The following is a 22363-nucleotide window of genomic DNA, read 5'->3' as shown; positions in this document are numbered from 1 at the left end:
TTACTATTGAGTGGACGTACGCATATGAATACCCTAGAAAAGGTGCAGAAAAGCCTTACCCATTTTAGTAAATCTGAACGTAAAGTTGCAGAAGTCATTTTATCTTCGCCACAGACTGCTATTCACTCGAGTATTGCAACGCTGGCTAAGATGGCAGATGTAAGTGAACCAACGGTTAACCGTTTCTGCCGCCGCCTTGATACTAAGGGCTTTCCAGACTTTAAACTCCACTTAGCGCAAAGCCTAGCTAACGGTACGCCTTATGTTAGCCGCCATGTTGAAGAAGACGATAGTCCAGACTCTTACACCACTAAGATTTTCGAATCTTCAATGGCCTCTTTAGATACTGCTAGACAAAGTATCGACACCGCAGCTATCAACAAGGCGGTAGACATTCTTACTCAGGCTAAAAAAATCTCCTTCTTTGGCCTAGGCGCGTCAGCTTCCGTTGCCCATGACGCTCAAAATAAATTCTTCCGCTTTAATGTGCCTGTTATCAGTTTTGACGATGTTCTTATGCAGCGTATGAGCTGTATAAACAGTAACGAGGGCGATGTAGTGGTATTGATCTCTCATACAGGCCGAACTAAATCGCTTATCGATATTGCAAAACTTGCGAGAGAAAATGGCGCTGCAGTTATCGGCATTACTGCCAGACATTCCCCGCTATCAACTGTATGTACACTTCCCGTAACAATGGAAGTGCCAGAAGATACCGATATGTACTTGCCTATGGCTTCACGTTTAGCACAATTAGTTATAATTGATGTGTTAGCGACAGGATTTACACTTAGACGAGGTCCTCGTTTCCGTGAGAATTTGAAGCGAGTAAAGGAAGTGTTAAAAGAATCAAGAATAGACAAAGATCCAGTTTTGTAACTGACTTCCTACATGAATTTAGGCAATTTGGCTTAGGTTGAATTGCCTATTTTCAGCTATATGTTGGAATAGGTCACAAAATTAAAAACTTGAGTTAGATCATTTTGCTCGTAATTTTACTACATTAAAGGATATTGTCTGTTAATATAGGGTCAGAATTTTTTAAACTTAACGGAGTATGTCATGTTCCGCAGAACCAAAATTGTAACAACTTTGGGTCCAGCCACCGACCGTGATGACAACTTACGCCGCATTATTGCTGCCGGCGCTAACGTTGTTCGCTTAAACTTCTCTCACGGTGCACCAGAAGATCATAAGAAACGCGCAGACGATACTCGAGCGATTGCAAAAGAGCTCGGTGTTCATGTAGCTGTTTTAGGCGATCTACAGGGTCCTAAAATCCGTATCTCAACTTTCAAAGACAACAAGAAGGTGATGTTAGAGCTTGGCCAAGCCTATACCCTTGATGCTGATCTCGCGAAAGGTGAAGGTGATGAGAACCAAGTCGGTATCGATTATAAAGAATTACCACAAGACGTTAGTCTTGGTGACATCTTAATGCTCGATGATGGCCGCGTTCAGTTACGCGTTGAAAGTGTTGAAGGTAACAAGGTTCACACCACTGTGACAGTTGCCGGTCCTTTATCAAACAATAAAGGTATCAACAAGCAAGGCGGTGGCCTTTCTGCTGCAGCGCTAACTGAAAAAGATAAGCAAGACATCATTACTGCTGCGGCGATTAATGTTGACTACCTCGCCGTCTCTTTCCCAAGAAGCGGAGCAGATCTTAATTATGCACGTGATTTAGCGCGTAAAGCGGGTAGCAACGCATTGATCGTTTCTAAAGTGGAGCGTGCAGAAGCCGTTGCTACAGACGAAGCGATGGATGATGTGATCATTGCATCAGATGCTGTAATGGTTGCCCGTGGTGACTTAGGTGTTGAAATCGGTGATCCTGCACTTGTTGCGGTTCAGAAGAAACTCATTAGCCGTTCTCGTCAATTGAATAAGCCTGTTATCACGGCAACTCAAATGATGGAGTCAATGATCTCTAGCCCGATGCCAACACGTGCAGAGGTTATGGACGTTGCGAACGCAGTACTCGATGGTACTGACGCCGTAATGCTTAGCGCCGAAACCGCAGCCGGTGACTTCCCAGAAGAAACGGTGAAAGCCATGGCTCAAGTTTGTTTAGGCGCCGAGTCTCACCCGAGTGTTCAAGTGTCTAAGCACAGATTGGATCAGCAGTTTACAACTATCGAAGAAACCATTGCGTTATCGACAATGTATGCTGCGAACCACCTTGAAGGTATCAAGGCGATCATCGCTCTGACCGAATCAGGTGCAACGCCGCAGATGATGTCACGTATCAGCTCTGCCCTGCCAATTTTTGCTCTGTCTCGTCATGAGTCTACTTTGGCTAAGATGGCACTTTATCGTGGTGTTCAGCCAGTGTACTTTGATTCGACAACCCATTCTCCAGAAGCGGTTGCACAAAAGGCACTCGACACCCTAGCACAAGCTGGTTACCTACAAAAAGGTGATATGGCGATGATGACTAAGGGCGACGCGATGGAAACCGTTGGTGGCACTAACACCAGTAAGGTTGTTGTTGTTTAATCCAAATACTCAAGCTTACCCTTAAGAACACTCAGTAATAAAAGGCTACTATTTGTTAATAGTAGCTTTTTTATATCTCTGAAAGCGAAAACTCTGAAAATGTGAAATTTAACGCTAGTAAAAATGTATTAAAACAAATCTAAGATGCAACTTTATAGATCAGTAAGTTTCAAAAGCTCCCTTCATATACCAGCGCAACATTTCGATACTATTATTAGATAGATTTAAAGTGCCTTAGCTTATATATTAATCACATAGAAAACATAGGCTCATAGATATAAAAAGCAACAAGGAAAAGTTGAACAATGAAACGGAAGTTACTGGTTATCTCGTGTTTCACGATAAGCAGCCTAGGTGGCTATTATGTTTATAGTAGTAATAAAAGCGATAAGTACCTGCTACAAAATATTCCCCACAAAATTGACTCTTCCAATATCAGTCGTGAAATAACCGCTCAACAGCCAACAATCAAATCGCCCCCCAATAACATAAATGTTCAAAAAACCAAGGTTCAGCAGCTTACTTTTGCGCATGCTCAATGCCAGGAACGTAGCTATAACTTCAGTGAGTATGTTGACGATGTCCACAGCGGTGTAGTTACCGCACTTGAGCATGAGTTGAAGCAAGGTAAAACGGATCGCGAGCTACTCGCTTATGAGGCGCAATACCAAACATTCTACGATAGTTATCAGAGCCTGCTTGTTAAAGCTAAAGTGAATATTGAAGAAAACAAATATTCCTTCACTCAATCAGTATCAATTTTAAATGAGTGGAATGGTATGTCTGTCATTGAAGGCTTGAACACTGACACACTTAATGAATTGGTCGCAGCGCTTCAACCATTAGAAAATCAAAATCACGGACTTAATATGTCTATATCTTTAGCGCAAGATATAAAAAAAGCGGATATCTATGCCCTACTTGATAACAATGAGAACTTTTCTACTTATTTAGATTCTCCACTTTCAATTGGCGACAGTCCTGTTTTATCACCATCAATTCTATTCATATTAAGTGCTGAGAACCTTAAAATCGAAGAATATGAGCAAGCTATTGCCTTACGTACATTTACGGTCAACGAAGTGGCAATTGCGCTCAACAATAAAATGGCAACAGAATATTTAGTTCCCTTGATCAAGCAAACAAAATCTTTAGGCGATATGCCTATATTGACACAGGAACGTTTTATACGTTACGAAAATCTTGCCGATATCGCAGCCGCTAATTTTCATGTTGATGCTCTAAAATTATTATCCAAGTACGGTGTTAAACCTATTAATGAGCCTGGCATATTAACAGCAATGGACATCGCTATATTGAATTTGCCACGTAACGGCACCGAGTACAATAAACTCAACCCCGACACCAACAAGGTACTCGCAACGCTGAGCTACTTAAAAGCTGAAGGTTATAAAGCCCACGGGAAAATAAAGCAGTTTAACAATTTGACTCATACTGTTTTTAAGGCTCCAAGAAACGCACACACAAATACTCAAAGTATCTCTAATATCAAATTAAAATCACTTCTTAAAAGTATCCCCCTTATAGATAAAAGCTTTAATGTTCAGCAGCTTGAACCCGATAACTCTGTTATCTCCATTGCCATTACCGAATCAAAAAACAAGCAAAAGGCAATGAAGCGAGAGTCAGAGTTATGCGCATCTGTAAAGCAACAACTGCTTTCTGAGCAAGGCTTTGAAGGAAGAGATAAAGCCTATGACATCATTGATGAGATAAAACAAAATCCAATTGACGTTAAGCAGCGATTGCATCAAATAGACCCAGTTCTTGTTGGTCTCTGGCAAAAGCTTGAGCTTAACTATCAACCTGCGCCATTAAATTCAGACTCGAGTGATACATTTGAACGCTTATTAGCAGAGGGAAAGACATCACAAGCACTTGAGTATAGCGCACAAACTCCACTGACCCAGACACAAACAGATGCTCTATTTCATTATATGCTACGCAGTAATATCGAATTTCTATCAGCATGGAATGTGAGAGTTTCTCCTCAAATGCCGTCAAGTATACTCTCACTTAGAGGGTTACCTGTGGAGAAATGGCAAGACTTATTACATCAAGGCTTTGATTTTTCGATAATAGATCTATTAGGGAATGATGCCTACATCGCTGCAGCATTAAATTCGCCACAAGCAATCCAATTTTTAGTCGACAATAACTTTAAACTGGATATTGATAAATATGGCTTAGACGCCCTTGATACACTGCTAGAGCTTAGCTATGAAAACGGTCAGTTACATGAGAACCTGCCCAAACTGATCCCCCTGTATCCCAAATTCCGTGCTAGTCATTACGCGAGAGTTGCAAGAATAAAGCAGTTTTATCCCGAAGAATACCTACAACTCATCGCAATTGATAAAGCCCTTACCCCGATAGCAGGCACAGAGCTAAACAAGTTCAGAAGCCGATATTTTTAGTTTTTGACCTAAGCTGAAAATGCAAAAAATTGAGTATAGCTATTAAATAGACGGATCGATTTGGATTCAATTGCAATCAATATAAAGGAACGTCATATTTAAATAAAAAATGCCGCCATACTCTGTACTCATTGATGTACATCATTAGGCGGCATTTTATTTAATTGCTCGTCAATATTGATTAAAACAAGCTGCGATTATTAGCTCAGTTACTTACAGCGCTTCAAACTCATCAACTGCGATGGCCGCTAATCTTAACTCATCGGCTTTCACTAAGCTTTGATATTCTTGCTCGGTGATCAATGCTATCTCTAGCGCAGCATCAAATAATGCCAATGGTGCTAACTTAGTGGGCAAACTGCCCTCTTTCTGTGCACTCTTGAGCTTCTTATACAGGCCTTTACAAGCGTGCTTAGCAACAAAAGCATTTTCGACTTCGGCGATACCACTGGTATCTCCCTCAAAGTCAGGGCAAAGAAATGTCAGTCTGTCACGGGCAGGCCCTGGCTGACTCATCGCATTAGCTAGCTCTATCGATAACTTGTCACTGGCATCTTTAAAGCGATTACCCAGTGGGAAAATTAATGCTCGAAGCAATAACGCCACGCCACGATTAGGGAAATTACGAATCGCTTCATCAAGCGCTTTGGCAGCTAAGTGCAAGCGGGTCGCCATAACATGGCGCACTGCAGGTAAGTCATCAAACTGACGACCGTTATCTTCAAATAACTTCAATGTGGCAGAGCCCAAGTAGAGCTGACTTAACACATCCCCCATACGCGCACTGAGCATCTCTTTGCGTTTTAAGTCACCGCCTAAGATCAACATAGAAACATCGGTCATCAGGGCTAAACCTGCAGATAAACGGGTCATATCTTTATAATACTGCTTAGTTTCGCCACTAACAGGTGACTGAGCAAAACGACTTCCAGTCAAGGCATTACCCAAGGCACTAAAGGCATTACGAGTCGCATAACCAATATGCCCAAGCAACAAGGCATCAAAACGCTCAAGGCCAGCACTAGTATCTTCCATGCCTGCCGCTTCCATTTCTGCCAATACATATGGGTGACAACGCGTTGCCCCTTGGCCAAAGATCATCAGACTGCGGGTTAAAATATTTGCCCCTTCAACAGTAATAGAGATTGGCAGCGCCATATAACCGTGACCCAAATAGTTCTTCGGCCCCAATTGAATCCCTTTACCCGACTGGATATCCATTGCATCATCGACAACCTTTCTGCCAAGCTCTGTCATATGATACTTAGCGATCGCAGTCACCACAGAAGGTTTAACCTTTAAGTCGATTCCGGTGGTAGTCAAGCGTCTAGCCGCTTCAAGCTGATAAGTATTGGCGATCACACGAGCTAAGGCTTCTTGTACGCCTTCAAATTTACCGATCTCTAAACCAAACTGCTGACGAACGGCGCTGTATGCGGTCGTTGTCTTGGTTGTCATATGGCCTGAAGCCGTTGACAGTGCAGGCAATGAAATACCGCGCCCAGCCGATAAGCACTCAACCAACATTCTCCAACCGCGACCGGCGTACTGTGAACCACCGATAATCCAATCCAATGGGATAAATACATCTTTACCGCGAGTTGTGCCGTTCATAAAGGCCAAGTTGAGTGGGTTATGACGGCTACCTATCTCAACGCCATCATGATCGGTTGGGATCAAAGCACAGGTAATCCCGATATGCTTAGTGTCACCGAGAAGGCCGTCAGGATCATACATTTGAAAGGCAAGACCCAGTACATTCGCCACTGGCGCAAGAGTAATATAGCGCTTATCCCAGTTAAGCTTTAAACCTAAAGTGTCTACACCGTTAAACTCTTGACGACAAACGATACCTGAATCGGGGATAGCGCCTGCATCACTGCCCGCTTCAGGGCCTGTTAACGCAAAGCATGGAATCGCACGGCCATCGGCAAGTTGTGGTAACCAGTAATCTTTTTGCTCGCTAGTACCGTAATGGGTCAGTAACTCACCTGGGCCCAATGAGTTTGGCACCATAACGGTGACTGCTGCACTGACACTGCGACTGGCAATTTTACTGACAATCGTTGAATTCGCGTAGGCTGAAAATGCCTTGCCGCCGTATTTTTTAGGGATGATAAGCGCGAAAAATCCCTCTTTCTTAAAGTAGTCCCAAAGCTCAGGCGGTAAGTCTTTTCTATCATTAACTATATTGTAGTCATCGATCATAGTTAATGCGGTCATGACTTGGTTATCGATAAATTCTTGCTCTTCTGAGGTCAGCGTCGGTTTACCGTAACTGTGAAGTATCTGCCAGTTTGGCTTGCCTTTAAATAGCTCACCCTCCCACCAAACATCACCAGCTTCCATCGCTTCTTTCTCAGTATTGGAGAGCGGTGGCAGCACTTTTTTGAAAAAACTGAAAACAGGACGCGAGATTACCTGCATCCTGATATTTTTAACACTGAATACAACCACTATTGCGATAAGCAATAGCACTAGTAATGTCGTAGCCATAAGTTTTACATTACATCCTTAGTAAGTGGAACGGACACTCCGGCAGACAAATACGGAATGACTTTTCTAATAACAGCTTCAATATCATTGTGCTCCCCAAAGTCGGCTTCTGCAATTTCGGTTAGTGCATCGGCTGATGCCATGGTGAAGACGATCGTGCCTAAGGTAAAGTGTAGTCGCCAGAACATCTCTGCTGGCGGAATATGCGGTGCACTTTGGGCTACAGCCTTTACAAATAGTCCCAAATACTCGCCATAATGGGTGGTGATAAACCAGCGAAGGTGACCTTGGCTTTCTATATAGCCACGACCAAGTAGTTGCAGGAAGGTTGTTGTACCTTCTGTTCTTAGGCTATTAAGGTCGAGCAGTGGGGCGACTAAACTTGAGAATATATCGTTTAACGATGCATCGGCATTGTTTTTTTGAACTGCGATGATAGCCTCTGCAGCGCTAGGCATAAATACATCGAGGTAACGGGCCAATACCGCTCTAATCAGCTCTTTTTTAGAGCCGAAGTGATAATTAACAGATGCAAGGTTTACCTCTGCTTTACTGGTAATTAGTCTTAGAGAGGTCTCAGAGAAACCTCTTTCTGCAAATAACTTTTCCGCAGCATCGAGTATTCTTGTTTTTGTATCGGAGCGATTTGCCATTCCTTTGCCTTTATATCTATTTAAAACACTCGTTTAAATTAAACATTCGCTTGCCCATTGTCAAACAAAATCCCGATATCGCCCAAAACAGAGTCAACGTTGGCACACCTGTTTTAATCCGCTATTAATCAGCAACAAAATAAGTAAAATAAGCAACACAATAATAACAAGGGATTTAAACGATGAATAAAAACCTAGTTCAGGTTTCTAAGCTGTCGGCAGTCATAGCGTTAACACTTGGCGTTGCTGCTTGTAATAGCACTGATGTCGAGAGTACAGAAGTAAGCGCCGATAAGACCATAGAAGCAAAACAGTTTATCAAGGATGCAGAATCTAAGATGGCCGATCTCTCTATTGAGATTAATCGCTCTGAATGGATCTACAGTAACTTTATTACTCAGGACACCGCAGCACTTGCAGCTAGCGTATCTGAAAAGTACACCGCGACATCGGTCGAGCTCGCCACTAAATCGGCTCAGTACGCCGATCTTAACTTAAGCGCTCAGGAAAAACGTAAACTCAATATTCTACGAAGCTCAATCGTACTCCCCGCTCCTCTTGATCCTGCTAAGAACGCCGAGTTAGCAAAGATCAGCGCCGAACTGAACGGCTTATACGGCAAAGGTAAATACTGCTTTAAAGATGGCCGCTGTTTAACTCAGCCCGAGCTTTCGGCCATTATGGGGGAGTCTAACAATCCAGATGAATTACTAGAGGTTTGGCAAGGCTGGCGTGAAATCGCAAAACCTATGCGCCCGCTATTTGAAAGAGAAATCGAGCTAGCTAATGAGGGAGCGAAAGATCTTGGCTACGCTAACCTATCTGAGCTTTGGCGTAGCAATTACGATATGAAACCTGATGAGTTTTCAACCGAACTCGACCGTCTATGGGGCCAAGTCAAACCCCTATATGACTCGCTACACTGTTACGTGCGCGGTGAACTTAACGAGCAATATGGTGATGAGGTCGCTCCAGAATCTGGCCCAATACCCGCTCACCTACTGGGTAATATGTGGGCACAGAGCTGGGGCAATATTTATAATCAAGTTGCCCCAGAAGATGCCGATCCTGGCTATGACGTCACCGAGTTGTTAGCCAAGCATAATTATGATGAGATAAAGATGGTTGAGCAAGCCGAAGGCTTCTTTACTTCTTTAGGTTTTGAACCTCTACCCGACACTTTCTGGGAGCGCTCTTTATTTGTCCAGCCTGAAGACCGTGATGTGGTTTGTCACGCCTCGGCTTGGGATCTGGATAACCGCGATGATATTCGTATCAAGATGTGTATTCAAAAGACCGCCGAAGACTTTACCGTGATCCATCATGAACTCGGCCACAACTTCTATCAACGCGCCTATAAAGAACAGCCGTTTATCTTTAAAAATAGCGCCAACGATGGCTTCCATGAAGCAATAGGTGATACGGTTGCCCTATCTATCACCCCAAACTACCTCAAGCAGATAGGCTTACTTGATGAGGTCCCAGATGCGTCTAAAGATATTGGCCTACTGCTAAAGCAAGCACTGGATAAAGTCGCATTCCTTCCCTTTGGTTTAATGATCGACCAATGGCGCTGGAAGGTATTCAGCGGTGAAATTACGCCAGAACAATATAATCAGGCGTGGTGGGAGCTTCGGGAAAAATACCAAGGTGTTAAAGCCCCTATCGCCCGCAGTGAAGCAGATTTCGATCCCGGTGCTAAATACCATGTACCAGGCAATGTGCCTTACACACGCTATTTCCTCGCCCATATTTTGCAATTCCAATTCCACAAATCATTATGTGAAATTGCCGGCGATACAGGTCCTGTTCACAGATGCAGTATCTACGGCAATAAAGAAGCCGGTGCTAAGTTAAACACCATGTTAGAGATGGGCCAGAGTAAGCCGTGGCCTGAAGCCTTAGCCGCTGTGACTGGCACTAAAGAGATGGACGCCAATGCGGTACTCGATTACTTTGCACCGCTGCAAACTTGGCTAGATGAGCAAAACAAAACTGCTAATCGACAGTGTGGTTGGTAAAACAATAGACTCGTTAATACCTACTAATTATCACTAAGCAAAAAGGCTATCTAACCTAAGATAGCCTTTTTTAACTCTCTAAAAGATCACCTAATATTCACGCCTTTATGGTTGGTTTCTTTGGTTTCAATCCGTTTCTGCTCAGATTTTGCCAGCATCACATATAATGCCCCCGCGCCGCCATGGTGGGTCTGCGCACTATGATACGCCAGCACTTCATCTATCTGCTCAAGCCAATTCGCCACAAAAGACTTCATTAACCCAGCGATAGGTTTACTGTTAACCCCTTTACCATGAACAACCAGAATACTCCTCTCACCTTTTTGTCGACTCTTTTGGATCTCGTTATAGAGGACTTCTCGCGCCTGCTGTACTTTTAGCTGGTGCAGCAAAATCTCATGTTTTATCGGATAGCCGCCGCGGCTGAAACGATGAAATACAGCGTCTTGTACGCCGTCACGCTTGAATTCAATTATCGCCTCTGGTTCAGCAGGTTCGATCTCGTTGACATCTGTCGCTAACTTAGCCAACTGCTCGCTCATTTGAAGTTGAGCTCGGCGTAAATTTTGCGCTTGCGTTGAGACTTTCTGCTCCCCAATCGTGGAAGCCGTATTATTTTTTAGTGGCCGAACATTGGCCATCTCTTCGAGAAAAAGACTCATATCCTCTTCGCCCATAAGCACTCCCATCGGCTTCACGCCCCAAACTACCTTGAACAGCTATTATTGGCTAATTACAGGTCTAAAAGAATATTTCTACACATCTTGTAAAGATCTAATACTTTAGTTCACCTTAACCATCTATTATAGTGATAATTAATATGTTCTCGGTTAATCCTAATTAAATGCTCAAAAAAGTTGCTACAGCGCTTACATTGGTAAGCACATTATACTTCAGCTTCATTCAAGTCGCTTTCGCCAATGATAACGACGCGCTTAATGCCGTCTATAGCCATTTTAGCGCAGCCTTTAATGAGCTAGATGCCAATATCATGAAATCAATCTACTCGGAAGATGCCTGTTATATCCCCGAGGGGCAAGATGAAGAGATCACTTTAGGTCGCGACAATATTGTCGCCCTGTACGAGACTTTTTTTGGTAAAATTAAACATAAAAATGCCAAAATTGAGGTCGACTTTCGGGTAATTGAACGCAATATTGAAGGCAATAGCGCAACCGATATTGGCTATTACCTTATTCGTTTTCACCCTCCAATCGATGACGGTGAACCAAGTAGCGAATTTGCAGGAAAGTTTGTCGGTGTGTCCAAAAAGAAACGTGATGGCAAATGGTACTTAACGGTCGATACTAATAACCGAGCCGAAGCTTCGTTTTATTATAATGCCAAACCCAGCCCAAACCTTTATTATGGGCGTCAATTTCCAGCATTAAGCCAAAACGCATTACCTAATACCCATGACAAACCCTAACTTTGAAGCTGACTCTCCTTGCCCTTGTTGCTCGGGGAGTAGTTACCAACACTGCTGTCAACCACTTCATCTAAATCAACAGTTAGCACAGAGTCCTGAGCAGCTTATGCGCTCGAGATTCTGCGCTTTTTACCTAAAAAATTATCCCTATTTAATCGACACCCATCACAGTGATTATTTAGACGGTCTCAATGAGCAAACCTTAGCCCAAGAGCCTCTGCCACAATGGCTGAGTTTAGATGTCATATCGAGCAAGCAAGATGGTGATACGGGACAAGTGAGCTTTCAGGCTTGGTATAAGCTTGATAATGAGCTAGACGCTATCCATGAGAGATCAGACTTTACCAAACAAAATGGGCGGTGGTTCTACACTCAAGGTGAACAGAAGACACCAATATTGCCAAAACGCAACGACAAATGCGTTTGTCAAAGTGGTAAGAAGTTTAAGCAGTGCTGCGCCAAGTAGCGCATATAAAGAAGCCTAAGGAAATTTTAATGGATTAAGGTCGGTTTTTGTAAAAACTGACCAAATTCAGATACCCTTAAAGCTGGGCTGTAAAGGAAGCCTTGGGCCTGATGACACTGATGTTGTGCGAGAAATTGCTCCTGCTCTCGAGTCTCTACACCTTCGGCCGTTAAAGAGATATTTAATGCCGATGCCATCGCGATAATCGCACTGACAATTTCACGGCTTTCATGACTTACAGAGAGATCGGAGATAAATGAACGGTCTATTTTTAACTTACTAATTGGAAACTGCTTTAGATACCGCATCGAGCAGTAGCCCGTTCCAAAATCATCAATCGCCAGCCCGACTCCCAACTCTGACAACTCATGACATAAATTTGTAGCTGAACGGATATCTTCCATCAGTTCCGTTTCAGTGATTTCAAGAATTAAACTATGGGGCTTTAACCGATAACGGGTCACCAACTCCCAAACCTGCTCAAATAGAGTGCCACTAAAAAACTGCCTCGCAGAAACATTTACGTGCATAGAGATATCAATTTGATGCCGCTGCCATAAATTAAGCTGCTTACAAGCGGCCTCGAGTACCCAAGAGCCAATGTCACTAATCAATCCTGTCTGCTCTGCAATATCGATAAAGGCACCAGGGTAAAGAACCCCTTTCTTAGGGTGATGCCAACGAAGCAGCGCTTCCGCGCCTATATAGGACTGCTTTTTAAGATCTTTAAGGGGCTGGTAATAGAGCTCAAACTGTCGTCCCTTTACAGCAACTGCAAGATCCCTTTCTATCTGAGCATCTTCTTTAAAGGCATTGAGCAAAGCGGAATTAAACACCTGAATCGCTTGACCTTGCTTGCTCTTCGCATACTGCAGGGCAATATCGGCACAGGTTAGTCCGGAGAACTGTTTCTCGATGGAGGCGAGATCCACTCTTGCTATCGCGGGTTTCGGCTCTATCTGTTCAATACCAATAGTGATAGGCGCTTCAAGCTGACGATATAGGCGCTCTGTCGTCAGCTCAATTGTCGACTCTTCGTCTTCATTTTCAAGTAAAATACCGAATTCATCACTACCAATTCGTGCCACCTCGGACAGCTGATTGACCTCGGCAAAGTGGCGAATACGTCTCGCGATTTCAACCAACATCACATCCCCATTAGCATGGCCATAGGTGTCATTAAAACGTTTAAACCCTCTAAGATCGACTAGGACTAGATGACCCGATGTAGCACGTTCGAGTACTCGACTAAAATGGGTGCGATTATAAAGTCCTGTTAGGCTACAGCGCCACGCTAGGCGGACTAACTCACTTTGGTGATGATGCTCTTCGGTGCAATTTTTGGCGTTAACCAACGCGAAATGGTTACCTCGACTCGAGATAAAGCGCTTTACAGAAAAGCGCATCCAGTAGGAAGAACCATCATGACGGACTAGATTGACTTCCTCGGAAACGGCCTCTCCGGTTCGGGCCTTCACTAATACCGCCTCGGCTAACAAAGGGTGTTGCTTAAACAGATCTAAAACTTGAACTTTTCGCCCTAATATTCGCGCTTTGGGCACCTGAGTTAAATTGAAGTGTGCCCGATTGACGTACTCGATACAGTCTGATGCTAAATTCACTACCATCATAATGTGGTCAGACTGCTCTGCAGCAGACAAAAAGAGCGTTAAGCGTTCATCTTTATCATAGCCGTGTTGCGTTGCTAAGGTCAGTGCCAGTTGATCGGCGACTTGAGAACAGAGCTGAACCTCACTTTCGCTCCAAGGGGCTTGCACCATGGTTCGCTCTAGGCTGAGGATCCCCTCTAACTGACCATTTATTCGAATGGCCACTTCCAAGACTGACAATACGCCATGCTCTTGGTAATAGGGTTTGAGCTCAAGCAAACGATTATCATCACAGCAACTCTGTGCGGTAATATAGAGTTCGTCCTTAAGCTGACGAATAAATATGGGACATGTAGATGGATTTGGACGGGATATAGCGCCTGATGAAGTCGAGTCAACAGATAGAGAAACGACTTGCTCAAGCGTATCTGTTTCTGACGATAATGCAGAAACGACAATTCGAGACACACTAAACAGCTTAGAGAGTAACTCTGACGCAATTTGTGCAGTGCCTCTAAAGTCACCTTGCTGTTTTGCTTCAGAATTAACAATATACTCTAACAGTTGCTGAGATTTATGCTTCTTCACGCGCTATCCTAGAATAAGGTAAACAAAAGCGTCTACCAATGGCTTTATCAATTAAAGCAAAAAACTATATTTTTATAGGGTACAAGACTACACGAGTTAATCTATTTTCAGCAAGATGTTCTTGGTTGTTTTATAGACCATTTTCCAGTTGGAATATCATTTTTTCAGCGCTAAATGAAAAAGTTAGATAAACCTTTGCACTTTGGCCTTCAAACTGAGTCTGTGCAGTCACACCATCGAAACGCTGCTGCGCCTTTTCAATCACTTCAGTTGCCAATTGCTCACAGTTCTCGCCATTTAATTCCAGCTCTAGTACCGTATCGTGTTCATCGATAATTGCACCAACATCGACGAAGCTACCACAGTCATTACAGGTATCATTAACTAAATCAGATTGTGCCTTTTGAATATTTTTCATCTTAAACGTGTCTCACTATGGATCATTTGAATGTTTGATTATATATCAGCAATTCAAAATAAAGCAGGCTCATCTTCAAGCTTGGGCTATTAATTCACCCATTTGACGTTGGATGACCAATTGATCGACAAAGTGGGTGAGTTCCACTTTAGGTGCTACAGCGACTTGGTTATAACGCCGACGAACAGACAGCGCACAGTTAGCCAACACCTCTTGCATCTCTAACGATTCTTTACTGCGAATGACCAAAGCCTCTTCATTGAGTACGTTCGCTAACCGAAAAGCGGTGGTGCCACTTTGTTGGTGAACTTGGCTATTGTCCGTCACCATGATGTCTCCATCGAGTTGCCCAATTAACGCCTGCGCCGTTGGAAGTTCGAATTTGGCACGTAAATCATGATTAAGGTGAGCTTCAGTCTGAAATTGCGCCATATCCCGCGCATCTTCCGATAGCATAGAAAGCAATAGACCAAACTCACCCCGTCGGTTTGCACCAACGGCATGATTGAGTCTCGAACCTAACTGAGATTCGTTGATTAATGTACTTTCTACCTGCGTAACATTCATTCTGAACAAAAATAAACCAATAAAACAACTCGTTAGTAGGTAATCGACCGCGCAAACGAATTCTTTAGGCTTTATTTCATATTTAAGCCTAAATAAGCTTATAACGCTCAGTTGCCAAAATCCCCTCCCGTAGCCATTAACTCGCTATTATTAGGTGAGTTAGCCATATACTTGAGCAGCACACTAAGGTTCCACTATTGGAGTTAAACGGTAATTAATCGTCATATTGAACAAGAATAAAGCGCCAAAACAAGCCGTTGTAAGTTAATTGACCAAACAGTCAAAGACTTTGGGGTTTATTTCATATTTAAGCTTTACAGCAGAAAAAATTCTGACTACTATTGCCGCCGCAATTGAGGAGGGGTTCCCGAGTGGTCAAAGGGATCAGACTGTAAATCTGACGGCTCAGCCTTCGAAGGTTCGAATCCTTCTCCCTCCACCATTTGCACACAATTTGTAGAAAGATATTCGTGGAGGGGTTCCCGAGTGGCCAAAGGGATCAGACTGTAAATCTGACGGCTCAGCCTTCGAAGGTTCGAATCCTTCTCCCTCCACCATTTCTATCAAGTTGAACAAGATGTAAAGCGGTAAACACAATAGGCCAATATTGTGCGCAAGATGAAGTAAGACAATGTGGAGGGGTTCCCGAGTGGCCAAAGGGATCAGACTGTAAATCTGACGGCTCAGCCTTCGAAGGTTCGAATCCTTCTCCCTCCACCACTTCTTAACTTACTAGTACTAATTTATTAGTGATTAAGACGTAAAAGCAGTAAACACAATAGGCCAATATTGTGTGTAAGACGAAGTAAGACAATGTGGAGGGGTTCCCGAGTGGCCAAAGGGATCAGACTGTAAATCTGACGGCTCAGCCTTCGAAGGTTCGAATCCTTCTCCCTCCACCACTTCTTCGCCCATTTCAGCTCTGCCGATAAATGCCTCCACCACGATTAAACTTCGTTCTAATTACCTACCAGTCGAATAGCACCCAAAAACATTAGCAATGTTAATCAAGCAGTTATAACTTTCAGCAAGTTTAAACTCGTCACTTTTGCACTATCATTCCCAACGCCTTTTCACTATGATTTAGCTTCAATGTTTTTACTGAGGCGACATCGTGACTAACTCTTGGGTAAATCAAGCAATCGAAAAAATTGAAGCCGATTTTCAACGAAGCGCTGACACGCATTTAATCAAACTAGATACTCCGTATTTGCAGGGTATTGATATTTACCTGAAAGATGAAAGCACTCACCCGACGGGAAGTTTAAAGCACCGCCTCGCCCGCTCTCTATTTCTCTATGCGCTGTGTAATGGTTGGATAAAAGAAGGCACAACGGTCATCGAGTCCTCTTCTGGCAGTACCGCAGTATCGGAAGCTTACTTTGCACGCTTACTCGGTTTACCCTTTATCGCCGTTATGCCAAGCACTACGGCTAAGAGGAAAATTCAACAAATCGAATTTTATGGCGGTCAATGCCACTTCGTCGATCACTCTAGCAAAATTTACGCGGAATCTGAGCGATTAGCTCAGCAATTAGGTGGTCATTATATGGACCAGTTTACCTATGCAGAGCGTGCAACCGACTGGCGAGGAAACAACAACATCGCCAACTCTATCTTTAACCAGATGGAGAAAGAGCAACACCCAATCCCAACCTGGATAGTCATGAGCCCGGGCACTGGCGGTACTTCTGCCACCATAGGTCGCTACATTCGTTATCAAAGATTAAATACAAAACTCTGCGTCGTCGATCCTGAAAACTCAGTATTCTTTGATTACTTCCATAGCGGTGATAACACTATCAGCTGCTGTAACGGCAGTAAGATTGAGGGCATTGGTCGCCCCCGCGCGGAACCCTCATTTATTCCTGGCGTAGTGGATGAGATGCGCAAGATCCCCGATCCGGCTTCAGTGGCTACAATCAATTGGCTTGAAAAAATTATTGGCCGCAAAACTGGCGCCTCTACTGGTACAAATCTCTATGGTGCACTACAACTAGCCAGCGAGATGGCAGCCAAAGGTGAGACTGGCTCTATCGTCACCCTTATTTGTGACTCGGGTGAGCGCTATTTAGATACCTATTACAATTACGAGTGGATAGCACAAAATATCGGTGACCTTACCCCCTACCAAAAAGCTCTAGAGCAATTCAGCTCTACATCGGTATTAAACTGTCCGAATGCAGGATAACCTCGACAGCTAAAATAGACCTGATAAAAGTAAAAAAGCCCTTGCGATGCTAACATCCAAGGGCTTTTTTATTAAAATATTACCGATAAGCGTTTAATCAATATCGAGATATTTATGGGTTTGAATCGATAAACGCCAGTTACGCTCGATACAGGTCTTCATCGCCAACTCAGTTGCTCTAGGCTTTTGGCTAATAGGCTGTAAGCAGACTGTTTTTCCAGTTACATCAATTTCTGCTAATAACTCATCTAGCTCATCAACATGTTTTTGCGTCGCAATAGGATGCTTGATCTCATTGGCTCGATTTAGCGCTTGGGCTAAAACAGGGTAACCCCCCTTCATATTGACCTTTGGTGATACTGTGACCCAAGTTTCTTTAGCACACAAAACCTCGAAGGTACCACTGGTTTCAATTTGCGTTTGATAACCTTGGCTATGCAGGTACTCAGTTAGCTCGCTCAAGTCATATAAACACGGCTCACCACCTGTGACCACCACGTGTTTAGCATTAAAACCTTTATCTTTAAAAGACTTAACTAACTGCTCTGCTGTTAACTCAGCCCAACGCCCTACAGTACCATCAACCTGAATAACAAGCTCCGGTGCAACTCGATTATCCTCTAACAACTCCCAAGTTTGCTTGGTATCACACCAAGAGCAACCAACAGGACAGCCCTGAAGTCTAACAAAAAGCGCTGGTACTCCAGTATAGGTCCCCTCGCCTTGTATTGTTTCAAACACTTCATTAACTGGATATTTCATTATCTGACCTCTTGATTAGCTGGGCCGCATTTATAGTGGATTTTTCACATGGTCGCAAGTAGTTTAAAAGCATTCACAGCTGCGCTAAACTACTCAATCTTATTTATTGAAAGATTAAAGCTTAATTATGTCAAAAGCCGTTGTAGTTTTTAGTGGTGGTCAAGATTCGACAACCTGCCTCATTCAAGCCCTTCAACAATTTGATGAAGTTCACGGGATCACCTTCGATTATGGTCAAAGACATAGAGAAGAGATTGAAATTGCCAAGAGTCTAGGCAAAAAACTCAAACTTGCCAGCCACAAGGTCATGGACGTCACCTTATTGAATGAATTGGCCATCTCAGCCCTGACTCGTGATGCAATCCCTGTGTCCAACGAACTGATGGATAACGGCTTACCGAACACCTTCGTACCGGGAAGAAATATCCTATTTCTAACACTCGCTGGGATCTATGCCTATCAGCTGGGCGCTGATGTGGTGATTACGGGTGTGTGCGAGACTGACTTTTCAGGCTACCCAGATTGTCGTAATGATTTTGTCAAAGCGATGCAGGCAGCCCTTGAACAAGGCATGGATAAGCAGCTCACGATTCAGACTCCATTAATGTGGTTAGATAAAGCAGAGACCTGGGCCTTAGCAGATAAATACCAAAGTCTTGAGCTAATTCGCGATGAAACTTTAACCTGCTATAACGGGATTAAGGGCGATGGCTGTGGTACTTGCCCTGCGTGTCTATTAAGAAAGCGTGGCTTAGAAGAATACCTCGCCGATAAAGATGCAATACAAGCAAGACTTGCGACTAAATGCTAAAACTCAAATTAGGGGCTAATAGCCCCTATACATTTGCGTTTGTAATTACGCTCGTTTGTATCAGCCTATTTTACTTTAAGCTTGATGAGCTGCTGGCCTATCAGAGACCACTCATCATCGATGGTCAATGGTGGCGCCTACTGAGCGGTAACCTCTTACATACCAATGCTTGGCACCTGTACATGAACCTCGCAGGTTTTTGGGTCATTATCTCACTGCATGAACCACACTATCGCGCTCAAGGACTTGCCATACTCTTTTTTGTGTTATGCCTCATGCAGGGCATAGGATTACTGCTGTTTTACCCAAGCCTTATGGGTTATGTTGGCTTAAGCGGTATGCTTCACGGCCTCTTTACGTATGGCGCAATTATGGATATTCGCCGTGGATTAAAGTCTGGGTATTTACTGCTGCTAGGTGTGATCTTAAAAGTTGGCTATGAGCAGTTTTTTGGTGCGAGTCGTGAGATGACTGAGCTTATCGGCGCCAGAGTGGCAACCGAAGCCCACTTAGTCGGTCTTTTAAGTGGGCTTATCTGTGCTGCAGGGCTATTGGCTTTCAAACACTTGGCTTATAAGCCGCACAGTTTATAAATCACATAAATAAAAACTCAGCCCCAGAAATAGTGTCATCGCATCAAGGGTTAATAGTAAAAAAGGAGAGCTAGCTTTGGCTGCTCTCCTTTTCTCGTCTAATGCTTTATTATCGTCTGGTCTTGGTTAACTATACATAAGTTAACTATGTATTGGTTAACCTATGTATTGGTTAACTATGCCTTGATAAACTGCTCTCTGAGTCGGCTGACTTTATCGCGAATTGCTGCCGCCTCTTCAAATTCGAGGTTTTTAGCGTGTTCATGCATCTGCTTTTCTAACCTATCGATGTCATGGCTGATATCAGCAGGTTTAGCCACATGATAGTCCGCCGCAGTTTCTGCCACGCCGCGTTCACTATCAACATATTCGTGATCGCCCACATCCATGACATCAGTAATGCGCTTAACCACCCCTTTTGGTGTGATCCCGTTATCCAAATTATACTGATGCTGCTTTTCTCGACGACGGTTGGTTTCGGTGATCGCTTTCTCCATCGACTTGGTAATACGATCCCCATAGAGGATCACCTTACCATTAACGTTACGGGCAGCGCGCCCAATCGTCTGGATCAGTGAACGCTCAGAGCGTAAAAAACCTTCCTTATCAGCATCGAGAATACAGACCAAAGAGACCTCTGGCATATCTAACCCCTCTCGGAGCAAGTTAATGCCAATAAGCACATCGAATACGCCTAATCTCAGGTCTCTGATGATCTCAACGCGCTCAACGGTGTCGATATCAGAATGTAAGTATCTCACTTTGACACCATGCTCATCGAGGTACTCGGTAAGATCTTCCGACATACGCTTAGTCAGTGTCGTCACTAACACACGTTCGTTAACGGCCACACGTTTGCCTATCTCTGATAACAGATCATCGACTTGAATCGATACCGGCCGCACTTCGATCTCAGGATCGAGTAGCCCTGTAGGCCTGACGACCTGCTCGGCAATTTCACCATCAGACTTATCGATTTCGTATTCACTAGGCGTTGCCGAGACAAAAATACTCTGAGGCATTAAGGCCTCAAACTCTTCAAACTTAAGCGGACGGTTATCTAGCGCCGAAGGCAGACGGAAGCCATACTCCACAAGATTCATCTTTCTTGAGCGATCACCTTTATACATAGCGCCGATTTGCGGAACCGTCACGTGGGACTCATCGATGATCAACAAGCCATCATCAGGCAAATAATCAAGCAAGGTAGGAGGTCCATCGCCAGGCGCTCTTCCTGACAGGTAGCGAGAATAGTTCTCGATACCTGAGCAATAGCCAAGTTCAGTCATCATCTCGACATCATATTGAACCCGCTCGGTAATGCGCTGTTCTTCAATAAGCTTATTAAGGTCAAGCAGCTGCTGTTTTCGCTCCCTTAACTCCTCTTTAATCTCTTCTGTCGCGGCTAAAATAGATTCCCTAGGTGTTACATAGTGACTCTTCGGATAGACAGTGATCCGAGCAATACGCTTAACCACGTGCCCGGTGAGTGGATCGAATAAACTTAATCTTTCAATCTCATCGTCAAACAGCTCGATGCGAATGGCATGCTTATCGGAGTCGGCAGGAAAGATATCGATCACTTCGCCTCTTACCCGATAAGTACCACGCTGCAGTTCAATATCGTTACGGGTATATTGCAACTCACTGAGGCGTTTTAATATATCACGCTGCTCCATGATCCCACCTTCACGCAGGTGTAATAGCATCTTCATATAAGACTTAGGATCACCCAAGCCATAAATCGCCGACACCGACGCAATCAACACCACATCTTTTCTTTCTAATAGCGCCTTAGTGGCAGATAAGCGCATCTGCTCGATATGGGCGTTGACCGATGCGTCCTTTTCAATGAAAGTACCCGTTGAAGGTACATAAGCCTCCGGTTGGTAATAATCATAGTAAGATACGAAATACTCGACCGCATTGTGGGGAAAGAACTCTTTCATCTCCCCGTAAAGCTGGGCTGCTAGCGTCTTATTGGGCGCCATGATAATGGTTGGGCGAGACATTTTTGCAATAACATTAGCGACAGTAAAGGTTTTACCAGATCCTGTCACCCCCAGTAATGTCTGGCACGCTACGCCCGACTCTAGTCCATCGACTAACTGTTGAATAGCCGTAGGCTGATCGCCTGCGGGTTTATACATGGACTCTAATTGAAATACAGATTCTGACACTCAGATACTTCCCTCGAAAGATGAGCCATTATTTTACCCTAATTTGCTCAAAAATGGCGCGTAATCGTTAATTTAACAGTCGGTATATAAACAGAGCCTTAGCTCAGCGCGATTAGTGCTGATATGGGTTTAGGCTAGCGACACGCTATATCTATACTCTGCAACGCTATCAACGCAAAAGCGTTCCCGAACTCAATCATGGCTTGGCGCCTTTCTAAGGCGAGATATTTAACAACCATACCCGCTGTAACCCATAGAACTAAGATTTATTCCATATGAAACTTTATAACGTCGAGTAAAATTGCGATTTTTAGAGTTTGCTATTGCCAAAGCCTGTATATTCGGCCTTTTAATTCACAATAATCACCGATAATTCAGTTACACTTTAGCAACACTTTTGAAAACACCACAATAAAGTGTTGCTTTTTCCATCACGTTGTTTTTACTGAGTAAAAAAAACAATCAAGAAATTCGCTCAATTTAAGTTCAACGCCCATTTCATCGGCATTTGCCGATGATTTTCCGGTGTAACCCACAGGCTTATCCACAGATTCAGTGGATAACTCTTACAGAGCTTATCTACTGGGGCTTGTAGCACTTGCTACAACTAAAGTATGAAGTCTGGAATATCTGAAAGTTTC

At 43.7% G+C, this 22363-nt stretch carries 17 protein-coding genes and 4 tRNA genes; 13 read left to right on the top strand and 8 right to left on the bottom strand.

The window, feature by feature from the left end; genetic code table 11:
- The first annotated feature begins 24 nt into the window (after positions 1-24).
- The 3 genes from K5Q92_RS07885 (at position 25) to K5Q92_RS07875 (ending at position 4937) form a co-directional block, all read left to right on the top strand.
- Positions 25-879: a MurR/RpiR family transcriptional regulator gene (locus K5Q92_RS07885; protein WP_012155570.1), complete on the top strand. Its 855-nt coding sequence runs from the start codon at positions 25-27 to the stop codon at positions 877-879.
- Between the two features lie 183 nt (positions 880-1062).
- On the top strand, positions 1063-2499 hold the full coding sequence (gene pyk, locus K5Q92_RS07880) for a pyruvate kinase (RefSeq protein WP_220768455.1): 1437 nt from the start codon (positions 1063-1065) through the stop codon (positions 2497-2499).
- A gap of 305 nt (positions 2500-2804) precedes the next feature.
- The gene (locus K5Q92_RS07875) at positions 2805-4937 is read left to right on the top strand and encodes a hypothetical protein (protein WP_220768454.1); all 2133 of its coding nucleotides are present in this window, start codon (positions 2805-2807) and stop codon (positions 4935-4937) included.
- Between the two features lie 213 nt (positions 4938-5150).
- Here K5Q92_RS07875 and K5Q92_RS07870 read toward each other — a convergent pair whose 3' ends face one another.
- Positions 5151-7433, bottom strand: a complete 2283-nt coding sequence (locus tag K5Q92_RS07870) for an acyl-CoA dehydrogenase (protein ID WP_220768453.1) — start codon at positions 7431-7433, stop codon at positions 5151-5153.
- Between the two features lie 5 nt (positions 7434-7438).
- Entirely contained in the window at positions 7439-8086 is a 648-nt protein-coding gene (locus K5Q92_RS07865; protein ID WP_220768452.1) for a TetR/AcrR family transcriptional regulator, read from the bottom strand.
- Between the two features lie 182 nt (positions 8087-8268).
- Here K5Q92_RS07865 and K5Q92_RS07860 point away from each other — a divergent pair, with 182 nt between their 5' ends.
- Positions 8269-10107: a M2 family metallopeptidase gene (locus K5Q92_RS07860; RefSeq protein WP_220768451.1), complete on the top strand. Its 1839-nt coding sequence runs from the start codon at positions 8269-8271 to the stop codon at positions 10105-10107.
- A gap of 86 nt (positions 10108-10193) precedes the next feature.
- On the opposite strand, the gene smrA is transcribed toward K5Q92_RS07860, so the two are convergent.
- Positions 10194-10796 carry a DNA endonuclease SmrA gene (gene smrA, locus K5Q92_RS07855; protein WP_259649520.1) on the bottom strand — a complete coding sequence of 201 codons (603 nt, stop codon included), beginning with the start codon at positions 10794-10796 and terminating at the stop codon, positions 10194-10196.
- Between the two features lie 185 nt (positions 10797-10981).
- Between smrA and K5Q92_RS07850 the strand changes: the two genes are divergently transcribed.
- Positions 10982-11536, top strand: a complete 555-nt coding sequence (locus tag K5Q92_RS07850; protein WP_374758442.1) for a nuclear transport factor 2 family protein — start codon at positions 10982-10984, stop codon at positions 11534-11536.
- On the top strand, positions 11523-12002 hold the full coding sequence (locus K5Q92_RS07845) for a YchJ family protein (RefSeq protein ID WP_220768449.1): 480 nt from the start codon (positions 11523-11525) through the stop codon (positions 12000-12002). The genes K5Q92_RS07850 and K5Q92_RS07845 overlap by 14 nt, the downstream gene beginning before the upstream one ends.
- A gap of 26 nt (positions 12003-12028) precedes the next feature.
- On the opposite strand, the gene K5Q92_RS07840 is transcribed toward K5Q92_RS07845, so the two are convergent.
- The 3 genes from K5Q92_RS07840 to K5Q92_RS07830 form a co-directional block, all read right to left on the bottom strand.
- Positions 12029-14200 (bottom strand): EAL domain-containing protein, encoded by a 2172-nt coding sequence (locus K5Q92_RS07840; RefSeq protein ID WP_220768448.1) that lies wholly within the window; start codon positions 14198-14200, stop codon positions 12029-12031.
- Positions 14201-14330: 130 nt separating this feature from the next.
- Positions 14331-14618, bottom strand: coding sequence for a DUF406 family protein (locus K5Q92_RS07835; protein WP_220768447.1), 288 nt, complete (start codon positions 14616-14618; stop codon positions 14331-14333).
- Between the two features lie 75 nt (positions 14619-14693).
- Positions 14694-15185 carry a VC2046/SO_2500 family protein gene (locus K5Q92_RS07830; protein WP_220768458.1) on the bottom strand — a complete coding sequence of 164 codons (492 nt, stop codon included), beginning with the start codon at positions 15183-15185 and terminating at the stop codon, positions 14694-14696.
- A gap of 357 nt (positions 15186-15542) precedes the next feature.
- On the opposite strand from K5Q92_RS07830, the gene K5Q92_RS07825 reads away from it, so the two are divergent.
- The 5 genes from K5Q92_RS07825 (at position 15543) to K5Q92_RS07805 (ending at position 17376) form a co-directional block, all read left to right on the top strand.
- A tRNA-Tyr gene (locus tag K5Q92_RS07825) sits at positions 15543-15627 on the top strand.
- Between the two features lie 30 nt (positions 15628-15657).
- Positions 15658-15742 (top strand) — tRNA-Tyr (locus K5Q92_RS07820).
- A 78-nt stretch (positions 15743-15820) separates the two neighbouring features.
- Positions 15821-15905, top strand: a tRNA-Tyr gene (locus tag K5Q92_RS07815).
- Between the two features lie 97 nt (positions 15906-16002).
- Positions 16003-16087, top strand: a tRNA-Tyr gene (locus K5Q92_RS07810).
- Positions 16088-16299: 212 nt separating this feature from the next.
- Positions 16300-17376 (top strand): PLP-dependent cysteine synthase family protein, encoded by a 1077-nt coding sequence (locus tag K5Q92_RS07805; RefSeq protein WP_308443579.1) that lies wholly within the window; start codon positions 16300-16302, stop codon positions 17374-17376.
- A 93-nt stretch (positions 17377-17469) separates the two neighbouring features.
- Here the strand turns inward: K5Q92_RS07805 and queE are convergent, their stop codons facing one another.
- The gene (gene queE, locus K5Q92_RS07800) at positions 17470-18138 is read right to left on the bottom strand and encodes a 7-carboxy-7-deazaguanine synthase QueE (RefSeq protein ID WP_220768446.1); all 669 of its coding nucleotides are present in this window, start codon (positions 18136-18138) and stop codon (positions 17470-17472) included.
- 127 nt (positions 18139-18265) lie between these two features.
- On the opposite strand from queE, the gene queC reads away from it, so the two are divergent.
- Both queC and rrtA read left to right on the top strand, forming a co-directional pair.
- Complete coding sequence (queC, locus tag K5Q92_RS07795; protein ID WP_220768445.1) at positions 18266-18949, top strand: 7-cyano-7-deazaguanine synthase QueC; 684 nt, start codon at positions 18266-18268, stop codon at positions 18947-18949.
- A complete protein-coding gene (gene rrtA / locus K5Q92_RS07790; RefSeq protein WP_220768444.1) occupies positions 18943-19542 on the top strand; it encodes a rhombosortase in 600 nt (199 codons plus the stop codon). The genes queC and rrtA overlap by 7 nt, the downstream gene beginning before the upstream one ends.
- A gap of 176 nt (positions 19543-19718) precedes the next feature.
- On the opposite strand, the gene uvrB is transcribed toward rrtA, so the two are convergent.
- Positions 19719-21722: an excinuclease ABC subunit UvrB gene (gene uvrB / locus K5Q92_RS07785; RefSeq protein ID WP_220768443.1), complete on the bottom strand. Its 2004-nt coding sequence runs from the start codon at positions 21720-21722 to the stop codon at positions 19719-19721.
- Positions 21723-22363: the final 641 nt, after the last annotated feature.

This window comes from Shewanella sp. MBTL60-007 (assembly GCF_019654915.1).
In the GTDB taxonomy this organism is placed as follows: domain Bacteria; phylum Pseudomonadota; class Gammaproteobacteria; order Enterobacterales; family Shewanellaceae; genus Shewanella.
Note: the sequence above shows the minus strand (reverse complement) of the source record. Positions and strands in the feature narration are given on the sequence as shown.

Bases quoted from the DNA above. Each gene is read 5' to 3' on its own strand.
- K5Q92_RS07885 (WP_012155570.1), top strand. From the start codon at position 25: ATGAATACCCTAGAAAAGGTGCAGAAAAGCCTTACCCATTTTAGTAAA.
- pyk (WP_220768455.1), top strand. From the start codon at position 1,063: ATGTTCCGCAGAACCAAAATTGTAACAACTTTGGGTCCAGCCACCGAC.
- K5Q92_RS07875 (WP_220768454.1), top strand. From the start codon at position 2,805: ATGAAACGGAAGTTACTGGTTATCTCGTGTTTCACGATAAGCAGCCTA.
- K5Q92_RS07870 (WP_220768453.1), bottom strand. From the start codon at position 7,433: ATGGCTACGACATTACTAGTGCTATTGCTTATCGCAATAGTGGTTGTA.
- K5Q92_RS07865 (WP_220768452.1), bottom strand. From the start codon at position 8,086: ATGGCAAATCGCTCCGATACAAAAACAAGAATACTCGATGCTGCGGAA.
- K5Q92_RS07860 (WP_220768451.1), top strand. From the start codon at position 8,269: ATGAATAAAAACCTAGTTCAGGTTTCTAAGCTGTCGGCAGTCATAGCG.
- smrA (WP_259649520.1), bottom strand. From the start codon at position 10,796: ATGGGAGTGCTTATGGGCGAAGAGGATATGAGTCTTTTTCTCGAAGAG.
- K5Q92_RS07845 (WP_220768449.1), top strand. From the start codon at position 11,523: ATGACAAACCCTAACTTTGAAGCTGACTCTCCTTGCCCTTGTTGCTCG.
- K5Q92_RS07835 (WP_220768447.1), bottom strand. From the start codon at position 14,618: ATGAAAAATATTCAAAAGGCACAATCTGATTTAGTTAATGATACCTGT.
- K5Q92_RS07830 (WP_220768458.1), bottom strand. From the start codon at position 15,185: ATGAATGTTACGCAGGTAGAAAGTACATTAATCAACGAATCTCAGTTA.
- queE (WP_220768446.1), bottom strand. From the start codon at position 18,138: ATGAAATATCCAGTTAATGAAGTGTTTGAAACAATACAAGGCGAGGGG.
- queC (WP_220768445.1), top strand. From the start codon at position 18,266: ATGTCAAAAGCCGTTGTAGTTTTTAGTGGTGGTCAAGATTCGACAACC.
- rrtA (WP_220768444.1), top strand. From the start codon at position 18,943: ATGCTAAAACTCAAATTAGGGGCTAATAGCCCCTATACATTTGCGTTT.